Here is a 22,036-nt window from a genome sequence, read left to right as displayed (position 1 = left end):
GTTTTGCGCCCATTAAAATTTTGCTAAAGAATCAGTTAAGCCTATGGAAGAAATCCCCTTGTAGCGCTAGAATAGATACTATCATCACAAAGAGAAGGGTGTTTAACGATGGCGTTCATGAAAGCGCTTCAACACGATTGCGAATTCCACAATGCGATGCTGATGGGGCAGTATATCATGGTGATGGACGACGGAAAAATGAAGGGCGGCGGGCTCATCGAAGGATACGATGACGACGAGGTGCAGATCGGACAAAGGCGCTATTCACGCAGCACGCACACATTCATCCCGTTCCAGCCGCCCCAATGCAACATTCCTTATAAGTAATCTTCCAGCCTATTCACGAGCGCATCAACAAATTGCTGATATTCTTCGGCGGAATCGTTCTCTTTCAAATTGCTAATAAACTCGATAAAAAGCAGTGCAATCAGCTCTTCAACCGTGAGCTCGATGTAGCTGTTCCGCTGCTTTTGCTCCGCCAGAAAAAATTGAACGCGATGAACGTCTTTCGGAGGCAGTTCAAGCTTGATTTTACAGATGCGATTGGATGCATAAGCTTGCGGAGTGGAAAAAAGCGACCACAACCGCTCCGGCTTTGCCGTCTGCTCGGGTTCATCGGAAGGATCGAGGATATGGCTGTACGTGTTCATCAAACGGATGATATAGGAAGTGAGATGCACGCCCCGCCGGACATGATCCAACAAGCCATCAAAAAGAAAAAATAGCAGAAAATTGATTTTCAAATTTTCGTAGTCGTTGCCTTTCATGTAGCGCACATCGTCAAAGAAGATTTTGGCCCGTTCGAAATAGCTCTCTGGCGCTGGAATCCAAAGGGTTGTTTGGTGTTCGTTAACAGAAAGGCTTGGCGGGTGAAACAAATCAAAGATGCGGAAATGCATCTTCTTTTTGCTAGCGGTTTTAGTTGCATAAGGGTTCAAGAAACGACCTGAAGAAAAGTGACGGGATGACATCAGGTTACCTCCTATCAACGCTTCTTTCTAGTATATGAAACTTGTTGGACTACTAGAACCCAATAGCTCGCCGATACCTCCACAGCATGCGTCTTTCCACATAGAAAGGAAGCGGCAAGCAGAGGCATAATAAGAAAGCGGTTCAAATAGACTCATACAAAAGAGAGAGGAAGATGGCGATGATACGTGAAGCGGTAATCGTGGCAGGCGTCCGTACACCTCTGGGACGAAGGGGCGGTGCCTTGAGCGGGACGCGTCCGGATGATTTGGCTGCGGAAGTGCTGCGGGCGCTCGTCGACCGGGCAGGCATCCATCCGGATGTGATCGAGGACGTCATCATGGGCTGCGTGTCGCAGAGCGGCGAGCAAGCCGGCGATATCGCGCGCCAGGCGGCGCTGCTGGCCGGCTATCCGATCGAAGTGCCGGGCACGACGATTGACCGCCAATGCGGATCAAGCCAGCAGGCCGTGCACTTCGCGGCGCAGGCGATTTTGAGCGGCGACATGGATGCTGTGGTCGCAGCTGGCGTGGAGAGCATGTCGCGCGTGCCGATGTTCTCGAACTTTCAGGGGGCGCAAGCGAATGACCGGCTGACAGCGCGCTTCGGCCCGTTTCACCAAGGCATCTCTGCGGAGAAGATGGCCTGGAAGTGGGGGCTGAGCCGCCGGCAGTTAGACGAGTACGCGCTCGCGAGCCACCAAAAAGCGCTTCGCGCCCAGCAGGAAGGCCGATTTGACCGGGAGATCGTGCCGATTGAAGTGAGGCTGGCGGACGGGGCGACAGGCTGGCTGAAGGCCGATGAAGGTCCGCGCCCGAATACGACGCTGGCAAAGTTATCGGCGCTGAAGCCTGCTTTTATGGAGAATGGGACCATTCACGCCGGCAACGCCAGTCAAATCAGCGACGGGGCAGCTGCGCTGCTGATCATGTCCCGCGAGAAAGCGCTAGCGCTAGGCTTGCAGCCACGTTGTCGCATTGTAGCCAGATCCGTGGTCGGATCAGACCCGGAGCTGATGTTGACAGGGCCGATTGCCGCTACGTATAAGGTGCTGCAGAAGGCGAATTTGCCGCTCGAGCGCATGGATCTGTTCGAGGTGAATGAGGCATTTGCGCCAGTGCCTTTGGCATGGCTGGCAGATACCGGCGCGGACCCCGACAGGCTGAACGTATGCGGCGGCGCGATCGCGCTCGGCCATCCGATAGGAGCCAGCGGCGCGCGTATTATGGTGACCCTGATGCATGAGCTGGAGCGAACGGGCGGGCGGTTCGGCTTGCAGGCGATTTGCGAAGGGTATGGCATGGCGAATGCGACAATCATTGAGCGGCTGGACGGATAGGCTTCTGGATGAAGAAGTGCAAGGACAATTTGGCGCCTTGCATGAAGAAGCGCATGGACGCATAGTCGCTTGCATGATCGGAAAGTCACTTGGCTAGATAAGCGGCTAACGATAGGCGTCTAGACGGTGAAGCGGACAATGAATGGCCGAAACGTTGTGAACGGCTGCCAGCATGAAGGAGGGAAGCGGATGAATCTTCAGGGATGTGTAGCGGTGGTGACAGGGGGAGGGTCCGGGTTAGGCGAAGCCACGGTCAGACGGATTCTTCAGCATGGCGGCAAAGCGGCGATTCTTGACTGGAGCCGGGAGAAGGGGCAGCGTCTGGCGGATGAGCTAGGTGCTGAACAGGCGATTTATATGCAGACGGATGTGACCAGTGAAGCGGATGTGCGGACTGCTTTGCAACGGACTGTGGAATCGTTCGGAGCGATTCATGCGGTTATTAACTGTGCAGGCATCGTCATCGCCGAAAAAGTGCTGAATAAAGACAAGGAGCACGACTTGCTCTCCTTCACCAAGGTGCTGCAGGTGAATCTGATCGGCACCTTCAACGTGATCCGGCTCGCGGCGGCGCACATGAGCCGCAATATGCCGAATGCGTCCGGCGAGCGGGGTGTGATCATCAGCACGGCGTCGATCGCCGCCTATGAAGGGCAAATCGGCCAGGCTGCCTATAGCGCATCCAAAGGCGGCATCGTCGGCATGACGCTGCCGATTGCCAGGGAGCTTGCGCGCTACGGCATCCGCAACATGGCCATTGCCCCCGGCGTCTTCGAAACGCCGATGTTCGATTCACTGCCCGAGCCAGCGAAGCAGGCGCTCGGCGCGATCGTGCCTTTTCCGCCGCGGCTGGGCAAGCCGGATGAATATGCTGCGCTTGTGCAGAGCATCATTGAGAATCCGATGCTGAATGGCAGCACGATCCGCCTGGACGGCGCGATTCGGATGCAGCCGAGGTGAGCGGACATGACGAGCGCTTATATCCAAGAAGAGCATCGGATTTTTCGCACAGCTTTGGGCAAATTTTTGGAAAAAGAAGCGGTTCCGCATTATGACGCCTGGGAACAGGCGCGAATCATTCCACGATCATTTTGGGAAAAAATGGGTCGCGAAGGCTATTTATGTCCCTCCGTGGATGAAGCCTACGGCGGGTTGAATGCCGATTTTGCCTATGCCGTTATTTTAAGCGAAGAACTTGAACGCGTCGGCACGAGCTTGATCGGAATCTCACTGCACAATGATATTGTCGTTCCTTATTTGGAGACATATGGATCGCACGAGCAGAAGGAACGCTGGCTGCCTGGGTGCATCAGCGGGAACATCATTACAGCCATCGCCATGACCGAGCCGGGAGCAGGCTCCGATCTGGCTAATCTGCGAACGACGGCAGTGCGGGATGGCAGCGATTATATTGTGAATGGGGAAAAAACCTTCATCACGAACGGTATTCATGCCGACTTGGTCGTTGTCGCGTGCAAAACCGATCCGCAGGCGAATCCCGGCTACAAAGGCATCAGCCTGCTGGCGATTGAGCGCGGAACACCCGGCTTCCGCAGAGGGAAGCAGCTGCACAAGATCGGTTTGCATGCGCAGGACACAGCAGAGCTCATTTTCGAAGATGCTCGCGTACCGGCGGCCAACCTGCTGGGCGAAGAGGGCAAAGGCTTCTACTACATGATGGAGAAACTGCAGCAGGAACGGCTGGTCGTAGCCATCGGCGCGCAAGCTGCAGCCGAAGAGATGCTGAAGCTGACGATGGCCTACACGAAGAACCGAAAGGCCTTCGGGCAAGCCATCAGCAAATTTCAGCATACGCAGTTTAAAATAGCCGAGATGGCGACAGAAGTAGAGATTGGCCGGACATTCGTCGATGACTTGATCATTAAACACATGAATGGGCAGCAAGTCACCACGCAAGTATCGATGGCCAAATGGTGGATTACGGAGATGGCGAAGCGTGTTGCGGCGGAATGCATGCAGCTTCACGGCGGTTACGGTTACATGGAAGAATATCCGATTGCCCGAAGATACCGGGATATCCCGGTAGCCGCCATCTATGCCGGAACGAATCAAATTATGAAATCGATTATCGCTAAAAATCTTGGCTTATAGTCTCCCAAACAGCGGTCTAGAGAAAAGTTTGTGCCAGAACGATTCTTTGACGACGGCATGACGCTTGGAACGCGGCATGAGCGGAGCGGCTTGGACGACGAGCGCGGTTTCTTCCTGCATAGGATCGTGGTGTTCAATAACGAGCTGCGCGAGTTTTTCAAGGCTTAATTTTTCATCCGCATGATCGGCTGCCAGCGCAAGTGACATATCCATCGGCATCATCGATGCTCCTGACATATAATCCTGCTTCCTTTGTTCCTTATCCACGGACACAGCCGTGGTCGCAGTCTCCTTCTGGGATGAGCAGAGGGAGGCTATTTGCATTTCCAATTCCGCAACCCGTCCGAGCAGCCGGCGGTTCTCCTCCTGCAACCCGTCAATTAAGGTGACCAAATATTTGAGCGACAGCTTTTTCCTCGGTGTCTCGTGCACTTCCTCGAATCCGTGCATGGGCGGCAGATTCGGTTGGTCAGCGGCATATTCCAGCACATTTTCCACGATACAACCTCCTTTATTTGCTTTCTGCTAGATTCATAGAGCGATTGCTATAATGCTACCGAATTCCTGCTAAAGATACTGTCGAACACCGCTGTCAAAACAAAAAATCATTTCAAACCCATTTTTCAAGCGAGCGGCTGCAAAAAAATTCTACGAATCCTTACGAGATTCTGCTATACTAGCGTTGCTAGGTAAAACGTTTAACATCCACGGCAAGGAGGATACTTCGATGAATTGGAATGAACAGTCAACAGGCACGCAGCGCTTCGCGCCGGCGGATATTCGCTTGTTGTTCCCGGATGGCCATAATGAAAGTTTCTGGAAAAAGGTGAGAGAATCTGCGGCTTATGCGCCATGGGTGCGCGAGATTCGCGCAGAAGGCGAAAGGCTCATGCAGCAGCCCATTCCGGAGCTGACCTATTCCTTGTTTATGCAATTTGAGCGGGATGGAACGAGGTTGCCTTATGAGCGGGTGTATTTTGAAAAAAGACGAAGGCTGAATACGATGGCGCTGCTGACACTGCTAGAACCTGAGCAGACGGTGTGGAAGGATGCGCTGCACGACATCGTGTGGTCTGTCTGCGGCGAGTATTCGTGGTGCCTGCCGGCGCATTTGCGCGGATCGCTGGAGACGGACGGGCAGTACGCTCTCGACATGTCGTCTCCGGAATGGAATCGCTTCGCCCAACGGACGCACATTGATCTGTTCGCAGCGGAGACAGGATTCGCGCTAAGCGAGATTTTGTCGCTGCTTGGCGACACGCTGTCGGAACTGCTGCGCAGTCGGATCACAGAAGAAATCAAGCGCAGGTTGTTCAAGCCGTTCTTGCTGCACGGCCCGTATCATTGGGAGACGGCCACTCACAATTGGGCAGCTGTGTGCGCAGGCTCGATTGGCTCGGCAGCGCTCCATCTGCTCGCTGGCGAGGAAGAAGGCGAGTTGGCGGCGATTATCACCAAAGTCCACGCATGCATGGACAGCTATTTATCCGGCTTTGGCGATGATGGCGCATGTCTGGAAGGCGTGGGGTACTGGAACTATGGCTTCGGCTTTTTTGTTTATTATGCAGATTTATTGAAAAAGCGGACAAGAGGAGCGGAAGACTGGTTCCAGCTTCCCAAAGTGAAGCAGATCGCATTGTTCCAGCAAAAGTCGTATTTGAACGGCAACGCGACGATCAGCTTTTCCGATTCCAGCAAGCATGTGAATGTGCAAATCGGTCTCAGCCATTACTTGGCGGGTCTGTATCCTGAGGTGGACGCGCCATCCATGGCGATGCGGGCGCCTTTCACAGAGGATCATTGCAGCCGATGGGGACATGCGCTGCGCAACTTAATTTGGTTCGATCCGGGCCGTGAAGGCGCCAGCTGGCCGTCGGCGGACTATTATTTGCCGCATGCCCAGTGGCTCGTCTCCAGGCAGGTGCTTGCTGCGGCGGAATACGGCTTCGCCGCCAAGGCAGGGCATAACGATGAACCGCATAACCATAACGATTTGGGCCAGTTCATCCTGATGCGCAACGGGCTGGCGTATGCGGCCGATCTGGGGTGCGGCGAGTATACAGCCGACTATTTTGGCGCGGGCCGGTACAGCTACGATTGCAACGGCTCCCAGGGGCACTCGGTGCCGATTATCGACGGCTGCTATCAGGAGCCTGGCGCTGGGCGGGCGGCAGCTGTACGACGCGTCGATATCCAGCCGGATACCGACGTGTTCGAAATCGACCTCGCCAAGGCATATGAGCTGCCGCATTTGGAAGCGCTCGTACGGACCATGACATGGCGCAAAACGGACGTTCCTTCCCTTGTATTGGAAGATGTCTATACCTTCACGCAGACGCCGCAAAGTATCGTAGAGCGCTTTGTGACCCAGTGCGAGCCGCATATGGAGGGAAATCGCATGGTTTTGCAGGCTGGGGACGGAGGTACCTTACAGATAAGCTTCGATGCTGAAGCTGTATCACCGGTCATTATTCCGAAGACCTTTATGGATCATGATGGGAGACCGGCGGCTTGGTACGCCGTTGATTTTGCGGTCAAACAACCGACTGATCGGATCAGGTTGGCGTTTCAATTTGATTTTAACGAATAAAAGAGAAGGAGAAGTGTGACGAATGGCAGCGAAGCAGGAATGGGTGGAACAAGCCTGGACACAGGCGGTAGAAAAAACGTTGCGTACCAGCAAGCGTATTGGCGCTAATTTTCCTCATGCAAGTCAAGGGGGCAGCTATGTGCTGGAGCCGCCGCATTGGTGGACGGCCGGCTTCTGGCCAGGCCAGTTATGGCAGATCTATGCAGACGGCAAGCAGGAGTCGCTGCGGCAAATCGCCGAGCAGTGTGAAGAGCGCCTGGATCAGGTGCTGAACGACTATTACAGACTGGATCACGATTTAGGTTTTATGTGGACGCTGACCAGTATTGCTTCTTATAAGCTTGTGCAAAATGAAGAGTCGAAGCGCCGGGCGCTCAAAGCGGCTAATTTCCTCGCCGCCCGCTTTAATTTGAAAGGCCGTTACATCCGGGCGTGGAACCCGTGGCGTGAAGGCGAAGATAATTCAGGCCTGGCGATTATTGATTGCGCGATGAATATGCCGCTGCTGTTCTGGGCGTCCGATGTGAGCGGCGATCCGCGCTACCGCCATATTGCCGAGGCTCATATGGAAACGGTGCTCGCGCATTTCATTCGTCCGGACGGATCGGTGTATCATATTGTCCGCTTTGATCCGCAGACTGGCGAGTGCGTCGAAGGCATCGGCGGCCAAGGGTATGCGCCGGAATCCGCTTGGTCGCGCGGAACGGCTTGGGCGGTTTACGGGCTGACGCTGTGTTATCATCATACGGGCAAACAGGAGTACCTCGACGCAGCAAAACGCGTTGCCAATTTCTTCCTCGCCCAGCTGCCGGACGATGCTGTGCCGCACTGGGATTTCCGCCTTCCTGCGGGTGTACCGGACTTCCGGGACTCTTCAGCTGGCGCATGCGCTGCAAGCGGCTTGCTGCTGTTATCGGAGAAGGTAGCGGAGACGGAATCCTGTGCCTACCGAGAGCATGCGGCCCGCATTTTGGAGTCGCTGTACCGCAAGTATGGCGCGTGGGATAACCCGAACGAGGAAGGTTTGATTGTGGCAGGGACGAGCCATTTTCCAGAGGGTAAAAACATCAATGTGCCGCTGATCTACGGCGATTTCTTCTTCGTCGAAGGGCTCGCGCGTTTGCGGGGCGATGCGGTTATTTTTTGGCAATAGGTTGAGGCTCGATCGTTATATAAGTAGTGGAAAATAATTGGAAATAAATTTGTTGGGAATTTCAAGCTTACCCTCCCATAATTACCCAAACCGTCGAATTGATATGATAGATCATCAGTCATCATGAATCATTTTAATGATAAGGGAGAGGGAACGGATGTTGCATGTGAAAAAAGCAGTCGCAGCAGGACTTGTACTCGTCATGATGCTAGGCAGCGGCACGGTGGCTCTGGCCGACGGCAATGGCAATGGCAATGGGAAAGGCAAGGGCAGACACGATGATGACCGGAAAGACAATATCAAGTTTGAATTACATTTGACGTTCAACGATTTAAAGAACTCGGAGTGGGCGATGCGTTATATTGCCAGCCTTGCTTCCAAGCGTGTGTTTGAAGGTTATGACGACGGCACGTTTAAGCCGCAAAACACGGTATCCCGCATCGAAGCGATTACAGCGGCCGTCCGTTTAATGGGGCTGCGCGATCAGGCAGAATCGCCGGCGAAAATGAGCACGAAGCTGAATTTCAAAGATGCCAATCAAATTCCTGCTTGGGCTGTCGGTTATGTTGCCGTCGCTTTGGAGAATGACCTGTTCTCAGAAGGTGATGACATGGTTAACCCGCAAAAAGTCAGCGACAGGCTGTGGGCGACGACACTGTTGGTGAAAGCGCTGAAGCTGGACGCGGATGCTAAAGCCAAGATGAATACGGTGCTGCCGTTTAAAGATGCCAAGCAAATTCCAGCGGGATCGGTTGGCTATGTGGCTGTTGCGCGGGAACGGGGGCTTATCGATGGCTTTGAAGACAATACGTTCAGACCGAACCAGGCGGTAACACGGGCACAGCTTGCAGCGCTGCTGGACCGCGTCGGGGGCCAATTGCCGGATCAGGACAACAACACACTGACAGGTACGGTGAATACTGCGGTAACGGGCAGTACGCTGAACCTGACACGCTCGGGAAGCACGTATTCGTACGCGCTGCATCCGGAAGTTTTTGTCTACCGGAATGGAGCCAAAGTGAGCCCATCGGCGATTCAAGTCGGCGACCAGGTCAAAATCAGCCTGTACAACAATCAGGTTGTGTTCATTGAAGTTACGACGCCGGTGAACTCGAACACAGTTCTGTATAACGGTACCGTTAGCGTACCGGTTACGAATAATACGTTGACCATCACCAATGGCTCGCAATCTTCTTCGTTGGCGCTTGATCCGAACGTTGTCTTGTACAGAGACGGCACAAGAATCACCGCATACGATCTTCGGGTTGGGGATGTGGTCAGCCTGAGCATTGCGAACAATCTAGTGACCTACATTGCCGTATCGACTTCCGCCACACCTGTCACAAGCAGCGGCACCGTCAGCGCTATCGTGAACGATAATGTACTGCAGTTGATGAAAGCTGGCGTGAACACATCGTATACGCTGGATTCCAATGCTGTCATTTACCGCAATGGTGTTCAAGTCAGCCGCTCTGCACTGCAAATCGGGGATGTGGTAAATATTAGCACATCCAACAATTTAGTCACTTACGTTCAGGTGACACAAATGGCGCAAACCATCAGCACTGGCGCCACGCTGAACGCTGCGGTTTACAACAATGTGCTGCAAGTGACTCCGTCAGGCAGCAGTTCCGTTTACTACACGATTCACCCTGATGTCGTAGTTTATCGCAACGGCGTGCGGGCCACGTTGTCTGATCTTCGCGCGGGAGATATCGTCAACCTTCGCACTTCTAACAATCAAGTTATTTACATTGAGGTTACAAGCAACGGAAGCGTTGGCCAATCTTTTGATATTTATGGGTATTTGAAAAGCACAACCGTTAACGCACAAGGCGTCATAGCGACCATTACAATCACCCAAAACATTAACGGCGCCGATCAAAACACTTTGTATAATGTATCACCGAATGTCAGCTTATCCGGGAACTTGGGCTTATTCAGCGCAGGTAATCTCGTTGAGCTGATCGGCACGAACAATATCGTCACCTCGATCGTTGTAAAATAAATCGCTTGGAGGCACGCTGCTGCGGCAGTGTGTCTCTTTTTTATTTGGAATAACTTTGCGGCCAATTTGCAAAAATAAGAGGCGAAATCAGCTGTAGAGGCGGTGAATCCAAATATGACAGGTGAAAATCAAAATCCCCCAAAAGGCCATGTAGAATTCCATCAGCCAGCCGTCAAGCTTGTCGCCGACATGCCGGCAGATGAGGACATGCGCGCGCACATGGACGAAATGAAGGCGACCGACGGATATCCCGGCTCGTGCGGGACTTGTGAAGAGGAGAAGTGAAGTTCGACCACGTTTGCTGCTTTGGCAGTGAACGTGGTTTTTTTATGATAATAGGCCTTTAACGAAGCGTGCTGCAGTATGGAAATAAGGAAAATCCTTTTTACTGCCGAAGTACGACCCGCCATATAGCCACACGACTGCTTGGTGTAACATGCTGTATAGCAGTTAAGCCCCCACGCAGCAGATGCAAGGCTTGCCACCCGCGCAGCCGCCACCACTCTAAATCGTATATGACACACTATATACGCGAATCCAATCTCCTATATACATGTATTTCACATGAAAACCCATTTTTCAAATATATATTGCACATTATTTAAATATATTATATATTTATGACATACTAAATAATTGATTTGGAGAGATGATCATGCGAGTCGCCATCAGTGGAACTGGAAGAATCGGAAGACTATGTATTCGACAAATGTGCAGCGATGAGAACCCGATGTACGAGTTGAAAGCGATTAACTCAACAAGTCCCTTACATGTGCTGGCTCATCTGCTCAAATATGATTCTGTGCATGGCACATGGAACGCACAAGTGGAAGCGATGTCCGATCATTTGCTCATCAATGGGCGGCGGGTGGAGGTCGCGAATGAGAGGAAGCCGGAGCTGCTGCCATGGGCAGAACTCGGCATCGAACTGGTGATCGACGCGACAGGCAAGTTCAATGACCGCGAAGGTGCTCAGCGTCATTTGGCTGCCGGTGCGCAGAAGGTGCTCATTACCGCCCCAGGCACACAGATGGATTTGACCGTCGTCATGGGGGTGAATGAAGCTCGGTACAGCCCGGAGGAGCATCACTTGCTTTCCACCGCATCCTGCACGACGAATTGCATCTCCCCGGTGCTTAAGATGCTGGATGAGGCTTTCGGGGTGAGGAGCGGTTGGATGACGACGGTGCATGCGTTTACGAATGACCAGAACCATTTGGATAACCCGCACAAAGATCTCCGCCGTGCCCGGGCTTGTACGAATGCGATCATTCCGACATCGACGGGTGTCGGTAAAGCGCTTACAGATGTGCTCCCTAATCTGGCGTCCCGCATTCAAGGCGTCTCCGTCCGCGTGCCGACGCAGGATGTGTCCCTGCTTGATCTGCAAGTAACGGTGGGCCGCAGCGTCACGGTTGACGAAGTGAAACAGGCCATCCGACAGGCTGTTCAAGGGCCTATCGGAGCCTATGTCGATTATAGCGAGCTGCCGCTCGTTTCCGCGGATTATATCGGCAATGACAAGTCGGCGATCGTGGACGGACTGAGCATTATGACGCAAGACGATCAAATTAAACTGCTGGCCTGGTATGACAATGAGTGGGCTTACGCATGCCGGGTCGTTGATTTTGCAGTTTATATCTCTCGTGCCGTGAGCACAACATTTAAGGAGGAAGCGAAATGTCTTACATCCACCAGGTAAAAGTAAAGTCTGTGCAGAACGATCTGGGTGTTATTCTTTGCAAGCATTGCAATGCGGTCATTGCCACGCTGCCGACCAATGGGGTGAAGAAGTTTTACAATGTGTGCAGCTCTCCGGAATGTGCGGAAAAGGATAAGCGAGAAGGAGCGGGCGTCCAGAAGGAAGAGAGCTTAAAATCACGTTAGCAATCCACGCTCATAATCTGATGAGCCAAGGGCAGGAGCTGCCGGGTCGGCAAGACGCCGCCAATCATTTGTCCATCATATGAAGTCAGGTAGAAGTCAAGGCTGAAACCATTCCGCAGTGTAACCGTGACCCACTGGTTCAGACAGGACTGCGCTTGCTGCATAGGGTGCACCTTCATACCGCGACAACGAAGCGATTGATAGGAATTGTGCATCAAATACCCGTTGGCATAATTCAAATCGCCCGAAACCAGATAGGCGGTTAATGTTGTCCCATCGCTGAGATGGATGGTCGTCCACTTTTGAAAACAGCGGAACACGTCGTGAATGCTCGGTCTGAATGCGTTGTAATGCACGCCAAATCCCTCCTTATGGCCCATTTTCTTCTTTTCACCATATGCAGTCGGGTAGGCGAATGTGCGGTAGAAGTTTCCATGCTGCTTGTAAAATCGAAGGAGCCTCTCTGAACGGGTGAAGGATGCGGTTCAGAGCGGGCTCCTATTTTCGGTTAATGCCCATCCTCTTGAAAGGCGGGCTTCATATACTGTGGGGATGAAAGGACTGAATGGAAAAGAGGGAATGGAATGTCCACCTATTTGTTTCTCCCCGACGTCTTGAGGCGCATTGAGCAGGCTTTGGATCAAAAAAGACCGTTATCCTTAGTAAGAATTGGCGACGGCGAAAATATTGTCCTGGCGCAAAAGTCGATCTGGCCGATTAAAAAAGTAATGCGTGAGCCATGGGCGCACAAGTCCAGAAGAGGGCAAAAGGGCGTGACACTCCCGAATTTGAAAGCCAGAGATCAGATCGTGCGCTCGATTCGCGCTGCCACCATCGTCGGCATTCTCCCCACAAATGACACCACGATTAAGGCGCCGGCTTATTTAAAAAGAAGGCTGACCAATCAATTGTTCAAGCATTACGGCTTGCATCCGGCGTTCACCTGCCATGCCTGCGCCAATCGGATGATGCCTCAAAATCCAAAGTTTTATCAGCTTTTGAAAGGCAGACGCATACTGATCCTGAATAAAAATCCGCGCCACATCAAGTCGCTGTTGGAGCGCCCCCCACATCATCTTAAAGTGACCCGAACGATTCGTTTTTCCGATTACGGACAAATCAACCAAACATTAAAGCAAGTCACCGCTATGCGGCATTCGTTTGACATCGCTCTGATATCGTGCGGGATAAATGCCGTGATCCTTGCACCCCAAATCGCGCAATTAACCGGCAAGGTCGCCCTCGACTTCGGCAAAGCGCCCCGTTTTCTTCGCACCAAAGCAATGTCTAAACCCAAACTCTGATCCAAAGCTGAATGGCAACCTCTACTTCCTTCGCCAACAAAGTCTCCAAGTCAGTTTCATGCGTAGCCGCCCCCAAGCTTAATGACGGTAGCGCTGCCTGTCTTGTCTTTCATCGCGTTGCGGGTGTCATAGATGAGAGAAGCGTGCGCAAGCAGGAACGAGACGGGAATGGCCGTATGATCGGTATGAATCAGCACACAGTCAGATTCTCGCAGCGCCTCTTTAGTGAGGTCTGTGCTGTGAAGCGTCGTTCCGGCTACTTGCAGCTGCGGCACCAACGGATCATGGTAGTTGACATGAACACCGTCCCTCAGCATGAGGGCTATCAGCGGAAGCGCTGTGGATTCCCGGATATCAGGGGTATCTCGCTTATAAGTGACACCATAGATGAGGACGCTGGGCTTGGAAAAAGGCTTTTGCTGAAGGAGATAAGTTTTAAGCTGCCCCCAAATATAACCTGACATCGATTCATTGACGCGATGGGCAAGTTCAATAAATTGGCTATGCATGCCAAGCTGTACGGCGCTCCATTGCAGATATAGAGGGTCAACCGGAATACAATGCCCTCCGGCGCCGGCGCTCGGGTAAAAAGGGGTGAACCCGTACGGTTTTGTACTGGCTGCTGCAATGACTTCCCACACATCCACCTGTAAGGCATGACAGATTTGGGCAAATTCATTGATGAAAGAAATATTGACCAAGCGGAACGTATTTTCCAGCAGTTTGGTCGTTTCCGCCGTTTCCGTCGTGGAGACGGGGACGACTTGATCGAACACTTGGCTGTATAAAGTGACGATTAGTTTCAAGCATTGGGCTGTAAGCCCACTGACGACTTTCGGGATTTGCTCCAAGCTGAGCTGCTTGGAACCCGGGTCGATTCGTTCCGGCGAATAGGCTAAGTAGAAGTCAATCCCTGCGCGGAGGCCGCTGTTTTCCAAAATAGGCTGCACGACCTCTTTGGTCGTACCGGGGAACGTCGAACTCTCCAGGACGACTAATTGATTCTTTTGTAAATATGGAAATAACCGGTTGCAAGTTGACGTTAAATAACCGAGGTCCGGCGTATGCTCGGGGGTCAGCGGTGTCGGCACACATATAATGACATTTTCAACGTTTTTCAGCTGTGCATAAGAATTCGATACGCTAAGCGAGCCAGCAGTCAGGACGCTAGCAATCTCCGCATCTTCAATATCGGTTAAGTAACTCTTCTTGCTTCGCAGCATCTTTAGTTTCGGTTCGTCCACATCTATGCCAATGACTTGGAAACCTTTGCGAATAAAAGCTAGTGCCAAGGGAAGACCTACGAATCCAAGGCCGATAATGCCAATTTTGCCTGTCTTTGTTACGGTGTATTTCTCTCCCAACATTCTAAGAGTCTCCCTTCTATGAGTAGAACTTACATCTCTATAAAATATTAAGGATTGATAGGAAAGAGCACGACCTATGACAGGGTCAGTTTAACTATTTTCAGAGAGTGAGGTGAAATCAATTCTATGAGCAAGCTGCATACACAAGGTGTCACGGTGATCACTGTGACGATGCGTTTCTCGTATATCGATAAAGTGTTTGAGAACTATGCGAGCCAAAATTGGCGAGACAAAGAGCTGATGATCATTTTGAATAACGATGCGATGAATCTCGCTGCATATCAACAACGCGCAAGCCAGTACCCGAATGTGCGGATCTATCAGCTTCCTGAACACAAAACACTGGGCCAATGTTTGAATTTTGCTGTGACGCGCGCGAAATACGACTATCTCGCCAAATTCGACGACGACGATTATTATGGGCCGAAGTATTTGACGGAAGCGATGCGGTTGTTCCGGCGCACGAAGGCCGACGTCGTCGGCAAAAAGTCATATTTCCTTTATTTTCCGCATCGAAAAACATTACTGCTGCGCAGACCATCGGCCAGCTCTTATACACGATGCAAACGAATTGCCGGGGCGACGATCATGTTTCACCGCCGCGTGTTTAAGCGGGTCCGATTCGTCCGCGTCAAGCGGGGGAGCGATGCGCGCTTTTTGCAGGCCTGCCTCAGGAAGGGCTTCAAGCTGTACTGCACCTCGAGTTACAATTTTGCCGCCTTCCGCAGAATCGACCGCAGTTCCCATACGTGGCAAATATCCGAGAAAGAGCTGTTTGCGGAAAAAAGTTCCAAACGAATCCGGACGACCAACTTCAAGCGTTATGTCAACCGGCCCGTACGAGCTATCCAAAAGCTGTGAACCCGGAAGGCGCGACTTGTGTTATCATGGGGGTACTTTAATCTTCCATGAGAGGGGCACTTGCTGTTATGTTCAAACGTTCACCGTACGTCTTACTGATTGTGGCAGCTTGCATATGGGGAGGCAACTTCGTCGCGGGCAAAGCGCTGGTCGCCCAGATCCCGCCGTTGACGCTGGCGGCGATACGCTGGGGCTTGGCCTTCGTCTGTTTACTGCCGTTTTGCGGCAAGCAGGTTTGGCTTTTGCGCCGTGAATGGGCGAAAAGCTGGAAAATGCTCGTCTTCTTATCCCTGACAGGCGTTGCCGGATTTAACACATTGACCTATGCCGCGGTGCAATTTACAGGCTCGATCAACGCCTCGCTGATGAACTCGGCGACACCGATTCTCGTCGTCATCCTAGCTGCGGCGATCATGAAAGAGCGCTTTGCCTGGCCAGCGCTGCCTGGCATTGTCATTTCGATGCTCGGCGTATTCTGGATCATCGGAAGGGGAAGCCTGCATGCGCTGCTGACGCTGTCCTTCAATCAAGGGGACCTCTTGATGCTGCTGGCGATCCTATGCTGGGCACTGTACTCCGTCGGGATGAAGAGAGCGGCAGGCCGATTTCCGTCGACGCCTTTCCTGCTGGCGCAGGTGACGGTTGCCCTCATCGTCCTCATTCCGCTCTCAGCGCTCGAACTAGCCGTGAAAGCCCCGTCTATCAACGCTAGCCCCGGGCTTGTTGCCGGACTTGTCTATATCGGGCTGTTTGCCTCATTGATCGCCTTTTTATCCTGGAATCGGGCGATTGAATTGGCCGGTCCGCAACGCTGTGCGGGCTTTTTAAACTTGATTCCGCTCTTTAGCGCGATATTTGCAACGAGTTTCACAGGTGAGTCGCTGCATATGTACCATGGCATTGGCGCTGTGCTTATTGTCGCCGGCGTTTATGTCACGAATGCAGCCGTCAAGCGTTACCAGGCGCAAGGCAGCGGGAGGCTGCCGCTTGAAGTCAACCTTAACGGATCATCCCGTAATTGATGGTCGTCTGCACGTCGACATGAATATCGGCTTGCGGATAAATGGCCTGTTAATCCATATTTTTCCATTTGGCATCATGCATCCCCGCAATTTCTCATTCCCTTTCACTTTGAGGTGGTCTATAATGTACAAAAACCGCACGCATGGGACAATGAGGGGATGCTTATGCTGTATTCGTTCAAAAGACGCTTAATCGTATTCTTCGTGCTTCTGCTCGTCTTCTCGTTCGGGACGATGTCGCTTCTCCTATTTCATGAATCAAGGTCGATGATTCGTTCCTATATCGAGTCATCCGCCTTTGAGAAAATGGACGAGTACAGCTCGTTCGTCAACATGGCGCTCAGCCATATTTATGACTTGTCATCGATTGTGTTCAACAGCGACAGAACGAAAACTTGGGATACGGCCTTATCCGATCCTGCCTTATCCGCTGGCGAAAAAATGCTGGCCAATATTAACATGAGCCAATTTCTGACGCAAACGACCAACAGCTATTCCAGCGTTTCATCTGTAACCGTTTACCGCCAGGAAGGGCTGTGGGTCAGCGCGTATAATCAGATCGCGGCCGATACCCATTTTAAAAATTCGCAGTGGTATACCGACTTTATGCAGCGAGGCATTCAATGGGCGCCAGCGCATGACGACCCTGTCGAAACGAGCCGTTCCAACCCCAATCAAGTCGTCTCGCTGCTGATGCCGATCGGCACGTTTGAGCCGACGAAGGCGAGAACGATGATGAAAGTGAATGTCAGTGCAGATTTCTTTCTGGAGCCTTTGAATCGGATCCATCTGGGAGAGCAAGGAACGATCTTTTTGCTAGATCAGAATGGACAGCCCATACTAGGTCAGCGGGAATACGCTACTCATCCGGAGGCTGCCGCTCAAATCGCAGCGATCCGCAACAATCCCGAGAAACAGGGAGTTATTTATTTGCAAAATGTACGCGCGTCCAGTGAGGTGCTGGTCTATACCAAGCTAAAGCTCAACAACTGGATACTCGTCGGCGTCGTCTCGGAGGAGGATCTGTTCGCCAAGCTGAACAAGCTACGCAACTCGATGCTTATGTTAGCCATCGTGCTGCTTGTCCTCGCGATCTCGGCGGCCACGTGGCTGTCGCATGGGATCACCAAGCCGTTGTCCCGCCTAGCTTCAGCAATGCGCTATGTGCAAAAGGGCGACTTTGCTGGTGCGGAACAGCGGATTCAACCTGACACACGTGTGCATGACGAGGTTGGCTACGTAACATTGACGTTCCGCAACATGGTGAGTCAGCTTCGCTACCATATCAAGACGGAGTTCGAGCACAAGCTGCTCAGGCAGCAGGCCGAGTACAAAGCGCTGCTGATGCAGATTAATCCGCATTTTCTGTTTAATACGCTCGAGCTGCTCAGCAGCTTGGCGATGCAGAAGCGCACGGACGATACGGTAGATGTCATTCATGCCTTGGGTAAAATGCTGCGTTTTTCGCTGCGCATTAGCGACGATGTGATTGCGCTCAAAGAGGAAGTCATGTATGCGCGTTATTATATATCCATTTTGAAAATCCGTTTTGGCGATAAGCTGCAAATCGAGCTGGAAGAGGAAGGTGAGCTTGACCGGCTGGAGGTCACCAAATTTATTTTACAACCGCTTATCGAAAATGCAGTCAAATACAGTTTCGCCCAGCAGCCGGAAGCGAAGGTGTTCATCCGTGTCCAGCGGGATCGCGATGCGGTTCACCTGGTCGTTCGGGATAACGGGCCGGGCATTGCGGCCGACATGGTGGAACAGCTGCAAGCGGAGTCAGCTAATCCCCAGTTTGCCGATCTGCTGCGAAGCCGATCCAAGCAAATCGGGCTGCGCAATGTGCTTGGCAGGTGCCGGTTGTATTACGGCGCGCGGTTTGCTTTTCAGATCGATGCTGAGCCGGGTCAAGGAACTTGCCTTGCACTCATACTGCCTATGCCGGGAGGAGGACTTCAAGATGTATCGCGTACTGATTGTGGATGATGAACCTGAGATTCGCCAAGGTTTGCTTTTGAAGGTGGATTGGACGGAACTGCGGTTAACGATAGCGGGTGAGGCCGCCAATGGGACGGAGGCGCTTGCTGTACTGGCGAACGAGGCAATTGATATCGTCATCACGGATATGAATATGCCGGTGATGAATGGCGTTACTTTTTTGGAGGCTTGCCAAGAGCAATATCCGTTGTTGAAAGTGATTGTCCTGACTGGGTACGAGGATATTCATTATGCCAAAGCGGCCGTGCGCCATCATGCGCGTGATTACTTGCTGAAGCCCGTCTCCCGCGAGGAACTGAAGACAGCGCTCTTGCAAGTGAAGAAGGAACTCGACAATCAACGAAGCAATCAGGATCAGCAGGCAGCCATCCAGTGGCGGCTGAGCCAGTATTATAAGGAGATGAAGGAGCATTTTATCGTCCAGCTTGTCAAGGATGAGTTCGGGGAGCAGGAGCGGATGGTCCGCGAGCGGGCCAAGCTTTTTCAACTGGACAGCTGGGAGGCGGACCGTGTCCGCTTCTTGACCGCAGGTCTGATCGAGCGGTCTGGACATGCTGCCTCGCTTGAACGCTCGCCGGAAAAGCTTCGCATGCCGTTCGAATTGATGTGCAGAGAGTTCGCCGAGGCTTCGCCTGTGCAGCCGCAGGTGTTTCGCGATGCCAACTATCCGAGTCTAATGCACTTCATTGTGAAAGAAAGTGAGAGCGATCCGTGGAAGTTTGCCGATGAACTCCGTGCCTGTGTGGCCGAACATTTGGGGTTTCAGCCCGTTGTTGGCATGGGGCAGCCAGTGGCGGTGCTGGAGCAGTGGAAGGAAGGATTCGTATCCGCATTGCTCGATTGGAATTTAAAGGAAATGGAGCTTAGCGGTACGGTCGAGCAGGGAACCGCAGGCAGGTCCGCGTTGGCCGAGGAATCGCTGAAGGTGATTCAGCGCAGCTTGGCCAAGGGTGAGTTCCTGCTTTTTCAGGAGCTGGTCCGCAAGGAATTAAAGGATGCGTTCCTGGAATCGAAGGCCCGCTTTGTGAAGCTGATCCTACAGCTCTATTTGTTGCTGGACGCCATGGCGTATGCAGCACGAATTCCGCTGGAGGGTGCGGACCAGCTGTGGCTATTGCCTGAGTATGTGCGCAGTCTCGATACGGTGGAGAAGGCGGAGCATTTTCTATCCAGATTGGCTTCCAAAATCAGTCGCAGCGTAGAAGTCGAACCAGAGGACTCTGACAGCTCCGTCATTCAATCAGCGAAGAGGTACATTGACGAGAATTATATGTATGATCTCAATTTAACCATGCTTGCCGAGAGGTTTAACTATAATCCGACTTACTTCTCCGAGCTGTTCAAAGCCAATGTGGGTAAACCTTTCGTGCAGTATATGACCGATGTGCGCATGGCGGAAGCCAGCCATTTGCTGCAGGAGACGAGCCTAAACTTATGGGACATTGCCGAACTGACCGGCTTTTCCAATGCCAGCTACTTCAGCGCCAAATTTAAAAAAATGTACGGAGTATCGCCTTCCGAATTCCGGCAAAAGTTACCTGAAAAAATTATAAGCGGATTGCCGAAAAAATAGCATTCATGCCCGTCACAATATCTTTTATGATGATCTTACTTACTTCAAAGATACTCATGACGGGAGGCGGCTTCCATGCAAACACTGCGTAAATCAATCCAGTGGCAGCAAAATCGCACAGCATACCTGTTTTTGCTGCCCTGGCTGCTCGGCTTTTTTTGTCTCACCTTAGGGCCTATGCTTGGCTCGTTCTATCTGTCGCTTACCAAGTTCAATTTATTGAACGCACCGAGATGGCTGGGGTTCGATAACTACGCCCAAATTTTCTCGGAGGACAAATTGTTCTACCACTCGCTAGCCGTGACGTTTCAGTACGTCATCTGGTCCGTACCGTTGCGCCTCATTTTTGCCTTGCTGGTGGCCATGGCGCTAAATAAGGGCATCCGTGCACTAGGTGTTTACAGAACCGTCTACTATATTCCTTCCCTGCTTGGCGGCAGTGTAGCGATTGCGATCGTATGGCGGAAAATTTTTGACGGCGACGGTCTGTTCAATCAGGCGCTCAGCTGGTTCGGCATTAAGGGACCATCCTGGGTCGCTCATCCCGATTATATTTTGTACACGATCGTGACATTGTCCGTTTGGCAGTTCGGATCGGCGATGGTTATTTTTCTCGCCGGCTTGAAGCAAGTGCCCGCTGATCTCTATGAGGCTTCGCAGGTGGACGGAGCGGGAAAAGTGCGCCAGTTTTTCCAAATCACGCTGCCGCTGCTGTCACCGGTTATTTTTTTCAATCTGGTCATGAGCATCATCAATTCTTTCCAAGTGTTCACGCCTGGTTATGTCATCGGTGACGGACGTGGAGGACCCGTCGACTCGACGCTGTTTTATACGCTGTACTTGTATTTGAAAGGGTTTTCCTTCTTCGATATGGGCTATGCATCCGCGCTGGCTTGGATCATGCTCGTCATTATCGGCATCTTGACCGCTGTCGTGTTCATTACCTCGAAATACTGGGTATTTTACGGCGACGGCAAGGATGAGAGGGGGTGACGAGGATGGCTGTAAGAGCAAATTATATCCGTGTCGTCAAGCACGCGCTGATCATTGCCTTCGGGCTGCTCATGCTTTATCCGGTGCTTTGGCTGCTAAGCAGCTCCATTAAGCCGAATCAGCTGATTTTCTCCGACACGAGCCTTTGGCCCAAAGAAGTGACTTTCGCCAATTACGTTAATGGCTGGAAAGGTCTCCAAGGCACGACATTCGGCCGCTTTTTCCTCAATTCTGCGCAAATATCGGTGCTTTCGGTGCTGGGGAACATTATCACTTGCTCGTTTGCGGCATATGCCTTTGCCAGACTGGAATTCCGTTTCAAAAAACTCTGGTTCAGCCTTATGCTGGTGACCATCATGCTTCCTTATCACGTTACCTTAGTTCCGCAATACATCATCTACAATAAGCTGGAGTGGATTAACACTTATTTGCCGTTGATTATGCCAAAATGGCTCGCTCACGACTCATTCTTCATCCTCCTGATGGTGCAATTCATTCGCGGTATCCCGAAAGAGTTGGATGAAAGCGCAACCATCGATGGCTGCGGACAAGGGCAGATTTATTTTCGGATTATCATGCCGCTATTGGTTCCAGCGTTGATCACGACAGCGATCTTTACGTTCATTTGGACATGGGACGATTTCTTCAGTCAAATGATTTATTTGAACAATATTAAGCTTTTCACCGTTCAGCTGGGCATCCGCTCGTTGTTCGATCCTTCGGGAGCGTCCGATTGGGGCGCGCTGCTGGCAATGTCTGTCTTATCGCTGGTGCCGATTATGGCGATTTTCCTGTCGTTCCAAAAGTATTTCCTCGATGGCATTGCGACGACAGGCTTGAAATAAGCAGAAGCTTAC

Annotated in this window: 21 protein-coding genes; 17 read left to right on the top strand and 4 right to left on the bottom strand. The window is 52.0% G+C overall.

Annotation, left to right across the window (positions count from 1 at the left end):
• The first annotated feature begins 108 nt into the window (after nucleotides 1–108).
• On the top strand, nucleotides 109–327 hold the full coding sequence (locus O9139_RS32720; RefSeq protein ID WP_270885933.1) for a hypothetical protein: 219 nt from the start codon (nucleotides 109–111) through the stop codon (nucleotides 325–327).
• Here O9139_RS32720 and O9139_RS32715 read toward each other — a convergent pair.
• Entirely contained in the window at nucleotides 318–971 is a 654-nt protein-coding gene (locus O9139_RS32715; protein WP_270885932.1) for a hypothetical protein, read from the bottom strand. The genes O9139_RS32720 and O9139_RS32715 overlap by 10 nt on opposite strands.
• 182 nt (nucleotides 972–1,153) lie before the next feature.
• Between O9139_RS32715 and O9139_RS32710 the strand changes: the two genes are divergently transcribed.
• From O9139_RS32710 to O9139_RS32700, 3 genes are all read left to right on the top strand, one after another.
• Nucleotides 1,154–2,308, top strand: coding sequence for a thiolase family protein (locus O9139_RS32710; protein WP_270886024.1), 1,155 nt, complete (start codon nucleotides 1,154–1,156; stop codon nucleotides 2,306–2,308).
• Between the two features lie 189 nt (nucleotides 2,309–2,497).
• Entirely contained in the window at nucleotides 2,498–3,268 is a 771-nt protein-coding gene (locus O9139_RS32705) for a 3-hydroxyacyl-CoA dehydrogenase (protein WP_270885931.1), read from the top strand.
• Nucleotides 3,269–3,274: 6 nt separating this feature from the next.
• Nucleotides 3,275–4,420, top strand: a complete 1,146-nt coding sequence (locus tag O9139_RS32700; protein ID WP_270885930.1) for an acyl-CoA dehydrogenase family protein — start codon at nucleotides 3,275–3,277, stop codon at nucleotides 4,418–4,420.
• Here O9139_RS32700 and O9139_RS32695 read toward each other — a convergent pair.
• Nucleotides 4,415–4,918, bottom strand: coding sequence for a hypothetical protein (locus O9139_RS32695; protein ID WP_270885929.1), 504 nt, complete (start codon nucleotides 4,916–4,918; stop codon nucleotides 4,415–4,417). The genes O9139_RS32700 and O9139_RS32695 overlap by 6 nt on opposite strands.
• Before the next feature lie 229 nt (nucleotides 4,919–5,147).
• On the opposite strand from O9139_RS32695, the gene O9139_RS32690 reads away from it, so the two are divergent.
• From O9139_RS32690 to O9139_RS32665, 6 genes are all read left to right on the top strand, one after another.
• Nucleotides 5,148–7,010: a heparinase II/III family protein gene (locus O9139_RS32690; RefSeq protein WP_270885928.1), complete on the top strand. Its 1,863-nt coding sequence runs from the start codon at nucleotides 5,148–5,150 to the stop codon at nucleotides 7,008–7,010.
• 22 nt (nucleotides 7,011–7,032) lie between these two features.
• The gene (locus O9139_RS32685) at nucleotides 7,033–8,163 is read left to right on the top strand and encodes a glycoside hydrolase family 88 protein (RefSeq protein ID WP_270885927.1); all 1,131 of its coding nucleotides are present in this window, start codon (nucleotides 7,033–7,035) and stop codon (nucleotides 8,161–8,163) included.
• A gap of 157 nt (nucleotides 8,164–8,320) precedes the next feature.
• Entirely contained in the window at nucleotides 8,321–10,171 is a 1,851-nt protein-coding gene (locus O9139_RS32680; protein ID WP_270885926.1) for an S-layer homology domain-containing protein, read from the top strand.
• Nucleotides 10,172–10,273: 102 nt separating this feature from the next.
• Nucleotides 10,274–10,456: a hypothetical protein gene (locus tag O9139_RS32675; RefSeq protein WP_270885925.1), complete on the top strand. Its 183-nt coding sequence runs from the start codon at nucleotides 10,274–10,276 to the stop codon at nucleotides 10,454–10,456.
• 364 nt (nucleotides 10,457–10,820) lie between these two features.
• Complete coding sequence (gene gap, locus O9139_RS32670) at nucleotides 10,821–11,873, top strand: type I glyceraldehyde-3-phosphate dehydrogenase (RefSeq protein ID WP_270885924.1); 1,053 nt, start codon at nucleotides 10,821–10,823, stop codon at nucleotides 11,871–11,873.
• On the top strand, nucleotides 11,852–12,058 hold the full coding sequence (locus O9139_RS32665) for a GapA-binding peptide SR1P (RefSeq protein WP_270885923.1): 207 nt from the start codon (nucleotides 11,852–11,854) through the stop codon (nucleotides 12,056–12,058). Before gap ends, O9139_RS32665 begins: the two co-directional genes overlap by 22 nt.
• Here the strand turns inward: O9139_RS32665 and O9139_RS32660 are convergent.
• Nucleotides 12,055–12,414 carry a hypothetical protein gene (locus tag O9139_RS32660; RefSeq protein ID WP_270885922.1) on the bottom strand — a complete coding sequence of 120 codons (360 nt, stop codon included), beginning with the start codon at nucleotides 12,412–12,414 and terminating at the stop codon, nucleotides 12,055–12,057. The genes O9139_RS32665 and O9139_RS32660 overlap by 4 nt on opposite strands.
• Before the next feature lie 228 nt (nucleotides 12,415–12,642).
• On the opposite strand from O9139_RS32660, the gene O9139_RS32655 reads away from it, so the two are divergent.
• Nucleotides 12,643–13,362: a GT-D fold domain-containing glycosyltransferase gene (locus O9139_RS32655; protein WP_270885921.1), complete on the top strand. Its 720-nt coding sequence runs from the start codon at nucleotides 12,643–12,645 to the stop codon at nucleotides 13,360–13,362.
• Between the two features lie 56 nt (nucleotides 13,363–13,418).
• On the opposite strand, the gene O9139_RS32650 is transcribed toward O9139_RS32655, so the two are convergent.
• Nucleotides 13,419–14,729, bottom strand: coding sequence for a nucleotide sugar dehydrogenase (locus O9139_RS32650; protein WP_270885920.1), 1,311 nt, complete (start codon nucleotides 14,727–14,729; stop codon nucleotides 13,419–13,421).
• A 126-nt stretch (nucleotides 14,730–14,855) separates the two neighbouring features.
• Between O9139_RS32650 and O9139_RS32645 the strand changes: the two genes are divergently transcribed.
• The 6 genes from O9139_RS32645 (at nucleotide 14,856) to O9139_RS32620 (ending at nucleotide 22,024) form a co-directional block, all read left to right on the top strand.
• A complete protein-coding gene (locus tag O9139_RS32645; RefSeq protein WP_270885919.1) occupies nucleotides 14,856–15,590 on the top strand; it encodes a glycosyltransferase family 2 protein in 735 nt (244 codons plus the stop codon).
• A 68-nt stretch (nucleotides 15,591–15,658) separates the two neighbouring features.
• Nucleotides 15,659–16,612 carry a DMT family transporter gene (locus tag O9139_RS32640; protein ID WP_270885918.1) on the top strand — a complete coding sequence of 318 codons (954 nt, stop codon included), beginning with the start codon at nucleotides 15,659–15,661 and terminating at the stop codon, nucleotides 16,610–16,612.
• Nucleotides 16,613–16,777: 165 nt separating this feature from the next.
• Nucleotides 16,778–18,601: a sensor histidine kinase gene (locus O9139_RS32635; protein WP_270885917.1), complete on the top strand. Its 1,824-nt coding sequence runs from the start codon at nucleotides 16,778–16,780 to the stop codon at nucleotides 18,599–18,601.
• Entirely contained in the window at nucleotides 18,576–20,186 is a 1,611-nt protein-coding gene (locus O9139_RS32630) for a response regulator transcription factor (protein ID WP_270885916.1), read from the top strand. The genes O9139_RS32635 and O9139_RS32630 overlap by 26 nt, the downstream gene beginning before the upstream one ends.
• 75 nt (nucleotides 20,187–20,261) lie before the next feature.
• Entirely contained in the window at nucleotides 20,262–21,179 is a 918-nt protein-coding gene (locus O9139_RS32625; protein ID WP_270885915.1) for a carbohydrate ABC transporter permease, read from the top strand.
• A gap of 5 nt (nucleotides 21,180–21,184) precedes the next feature.
• The gene (locus O9139_RS32620; RefSeq protein WP_270885914.1) at nucleotides 21,185–22,024 is read left to right on the top strand and encodes a carbohydrate ABC transporter permease; all 840 of its coding nucleotides are present in this window, start codon (nucleotides 21,185–21,187) and stop codon (nucleotides 22,022–22,024) included.
• Nucleotides 22,025–22,036: the final 12 nt, after the last annotated feature.

It is taken from the genome of Paenibacillus aestuarii, from assembly GCF_027789125.1.
Classification (GTDB): domain Bacteria; phylum Bacillota; class Bacilli; order Paenibacillales; family NBRC-103111; genus Paenibacillus_E; species Paenibacillus_E aestuarii.
This window is presented reverse-complemented; position numbering and strand designations above follow the sequence as displayed.

What these genes read in the sequence shown, in the direction of transcription:
- O9139_RS32720 (WP_270885933.1), top strand. Translation starts at nt 109, where the DNA reads ATGGCGTTCATGAAAGCGCTTCAACACGATTGCGAATTCCACAATGCG.
- O9139_RS32715 (WP_270885932.1), bottom strand. Translation starts at nt 971, where the DNA reads ATGTCATCCCGTCACTTTTCTTCAGGTCGTTTCTTGAACCCTTATGCA.
- O9139_RS32705 (WP_270885931.1), top strand. Translation starts at nt 2,498, where the DNA reads ATGAATCTTCAGGGATGTGTAGCGGTGGTGACAGGGGGAGGGTCCGGG.
- O9139_RS32700 (WP_270885930.1), top strand. Translation starts at nt 3,275, where the DNA reads ATGACGAGCGCTTATATCCAAGAAGAGCATCGGATTTTTCGCACAGCT.
- O9139_RS32690 (WP_270885928.1), top strand. Translation starts at nt 5,148, where the DNA reads ATGAATTGGAATGAACAGTCAACAGGCACGCAGCGCTTCGCGCCGGCG.
- O9139_RS32685 (WP_270885927.1), top strand. Translation starts at nt 7,033, where the DNA reads ATGGCAGCGAAGCAGGAATGGGTGGAACAAGCCTGGACACAGGCGGTA.
- O9139_RS32680 (WP_270885926.1), top strand. Translation starts at nt 8,321, where the DNA reads ATGTTGCATGTGAAAAAAGCAGTCGCAGCAGGACTTGTACTCGTCATG.
- gap (WP_270885924.1), top strand. Translation starts at nt 10,821, where the DNA reads ATGATCATGCGAGTCGCCATCAGTGGAACTGGAAGAATCGGAAGACTA.
- O9139_RS32665 (WP_270885923.1), top strand. Translation starts at nt 11,852, where the DNA reads ATGTCTTACATCCACCAGGTAAAAGTAAAGTCTGTGCAGAACGATCTG.
- O9139_RS32655 (WP_270885921.1), top strand. Translation starts at nt 12,643, where the DNA reads ATGTCCACCTATTTGTTTCTCCCCGACGTCTTGAGGCGCATTGAGCAG.
- O9139_RS32650 (WP_270885920.1), bottom strand. Translation starts at nt 14,729, where the DNA reads ATGTTGGGAGAGAAATACACCGTAACAAAGACAGGCAAAATTGGCATT.
- O9139_RS32645 (WP_270885919.1), top strand. Translation starts at nt 14,856, where the DNA reads ATGAGCAAGCTGCATACACAAGGTGTCACGGTGATCACTGTGACGATG.
- O9139_RS32640 (WP_270885918.1), top strand. Translation starts at nt 15,659, where the DNA reads ATGTTCAAACGTTCACCGTACGTCTTACTGATTGTGGCAGCTTGCATA.
- O9139_RS32635 (WP_270885917.1), top strand. Translation starts at nt 16,778, where the DNA reads ATGCTGTATTCGTTCAAAAGACGCTTAATCGTATTCTTCGTGCTTCTG.
- O9139_RS32630 (WP_270885916.1), top strand. Translation starts at nt 18,576, where the DNA reads ATGTATCGCGTACTGATTGTGGATGATGAACCTGAGATTCGCCAAGGT.
- O9139_RS32625 (WP_270885915.1), top strand. Translation starts at nt 20,262, where the DNA reads ATGCAAACACTGCGTAAATCAATCCAGTGGCAGCAAAATCGCACAGCA.
- O9139_RS32620 (WP_270885914.1), top strand. Translation starts at nt 21,185, where the DNA reads ATGGCTGTAAGAGCAAATTATATCCGTGTCGTCAAGCACGCGCTGATC.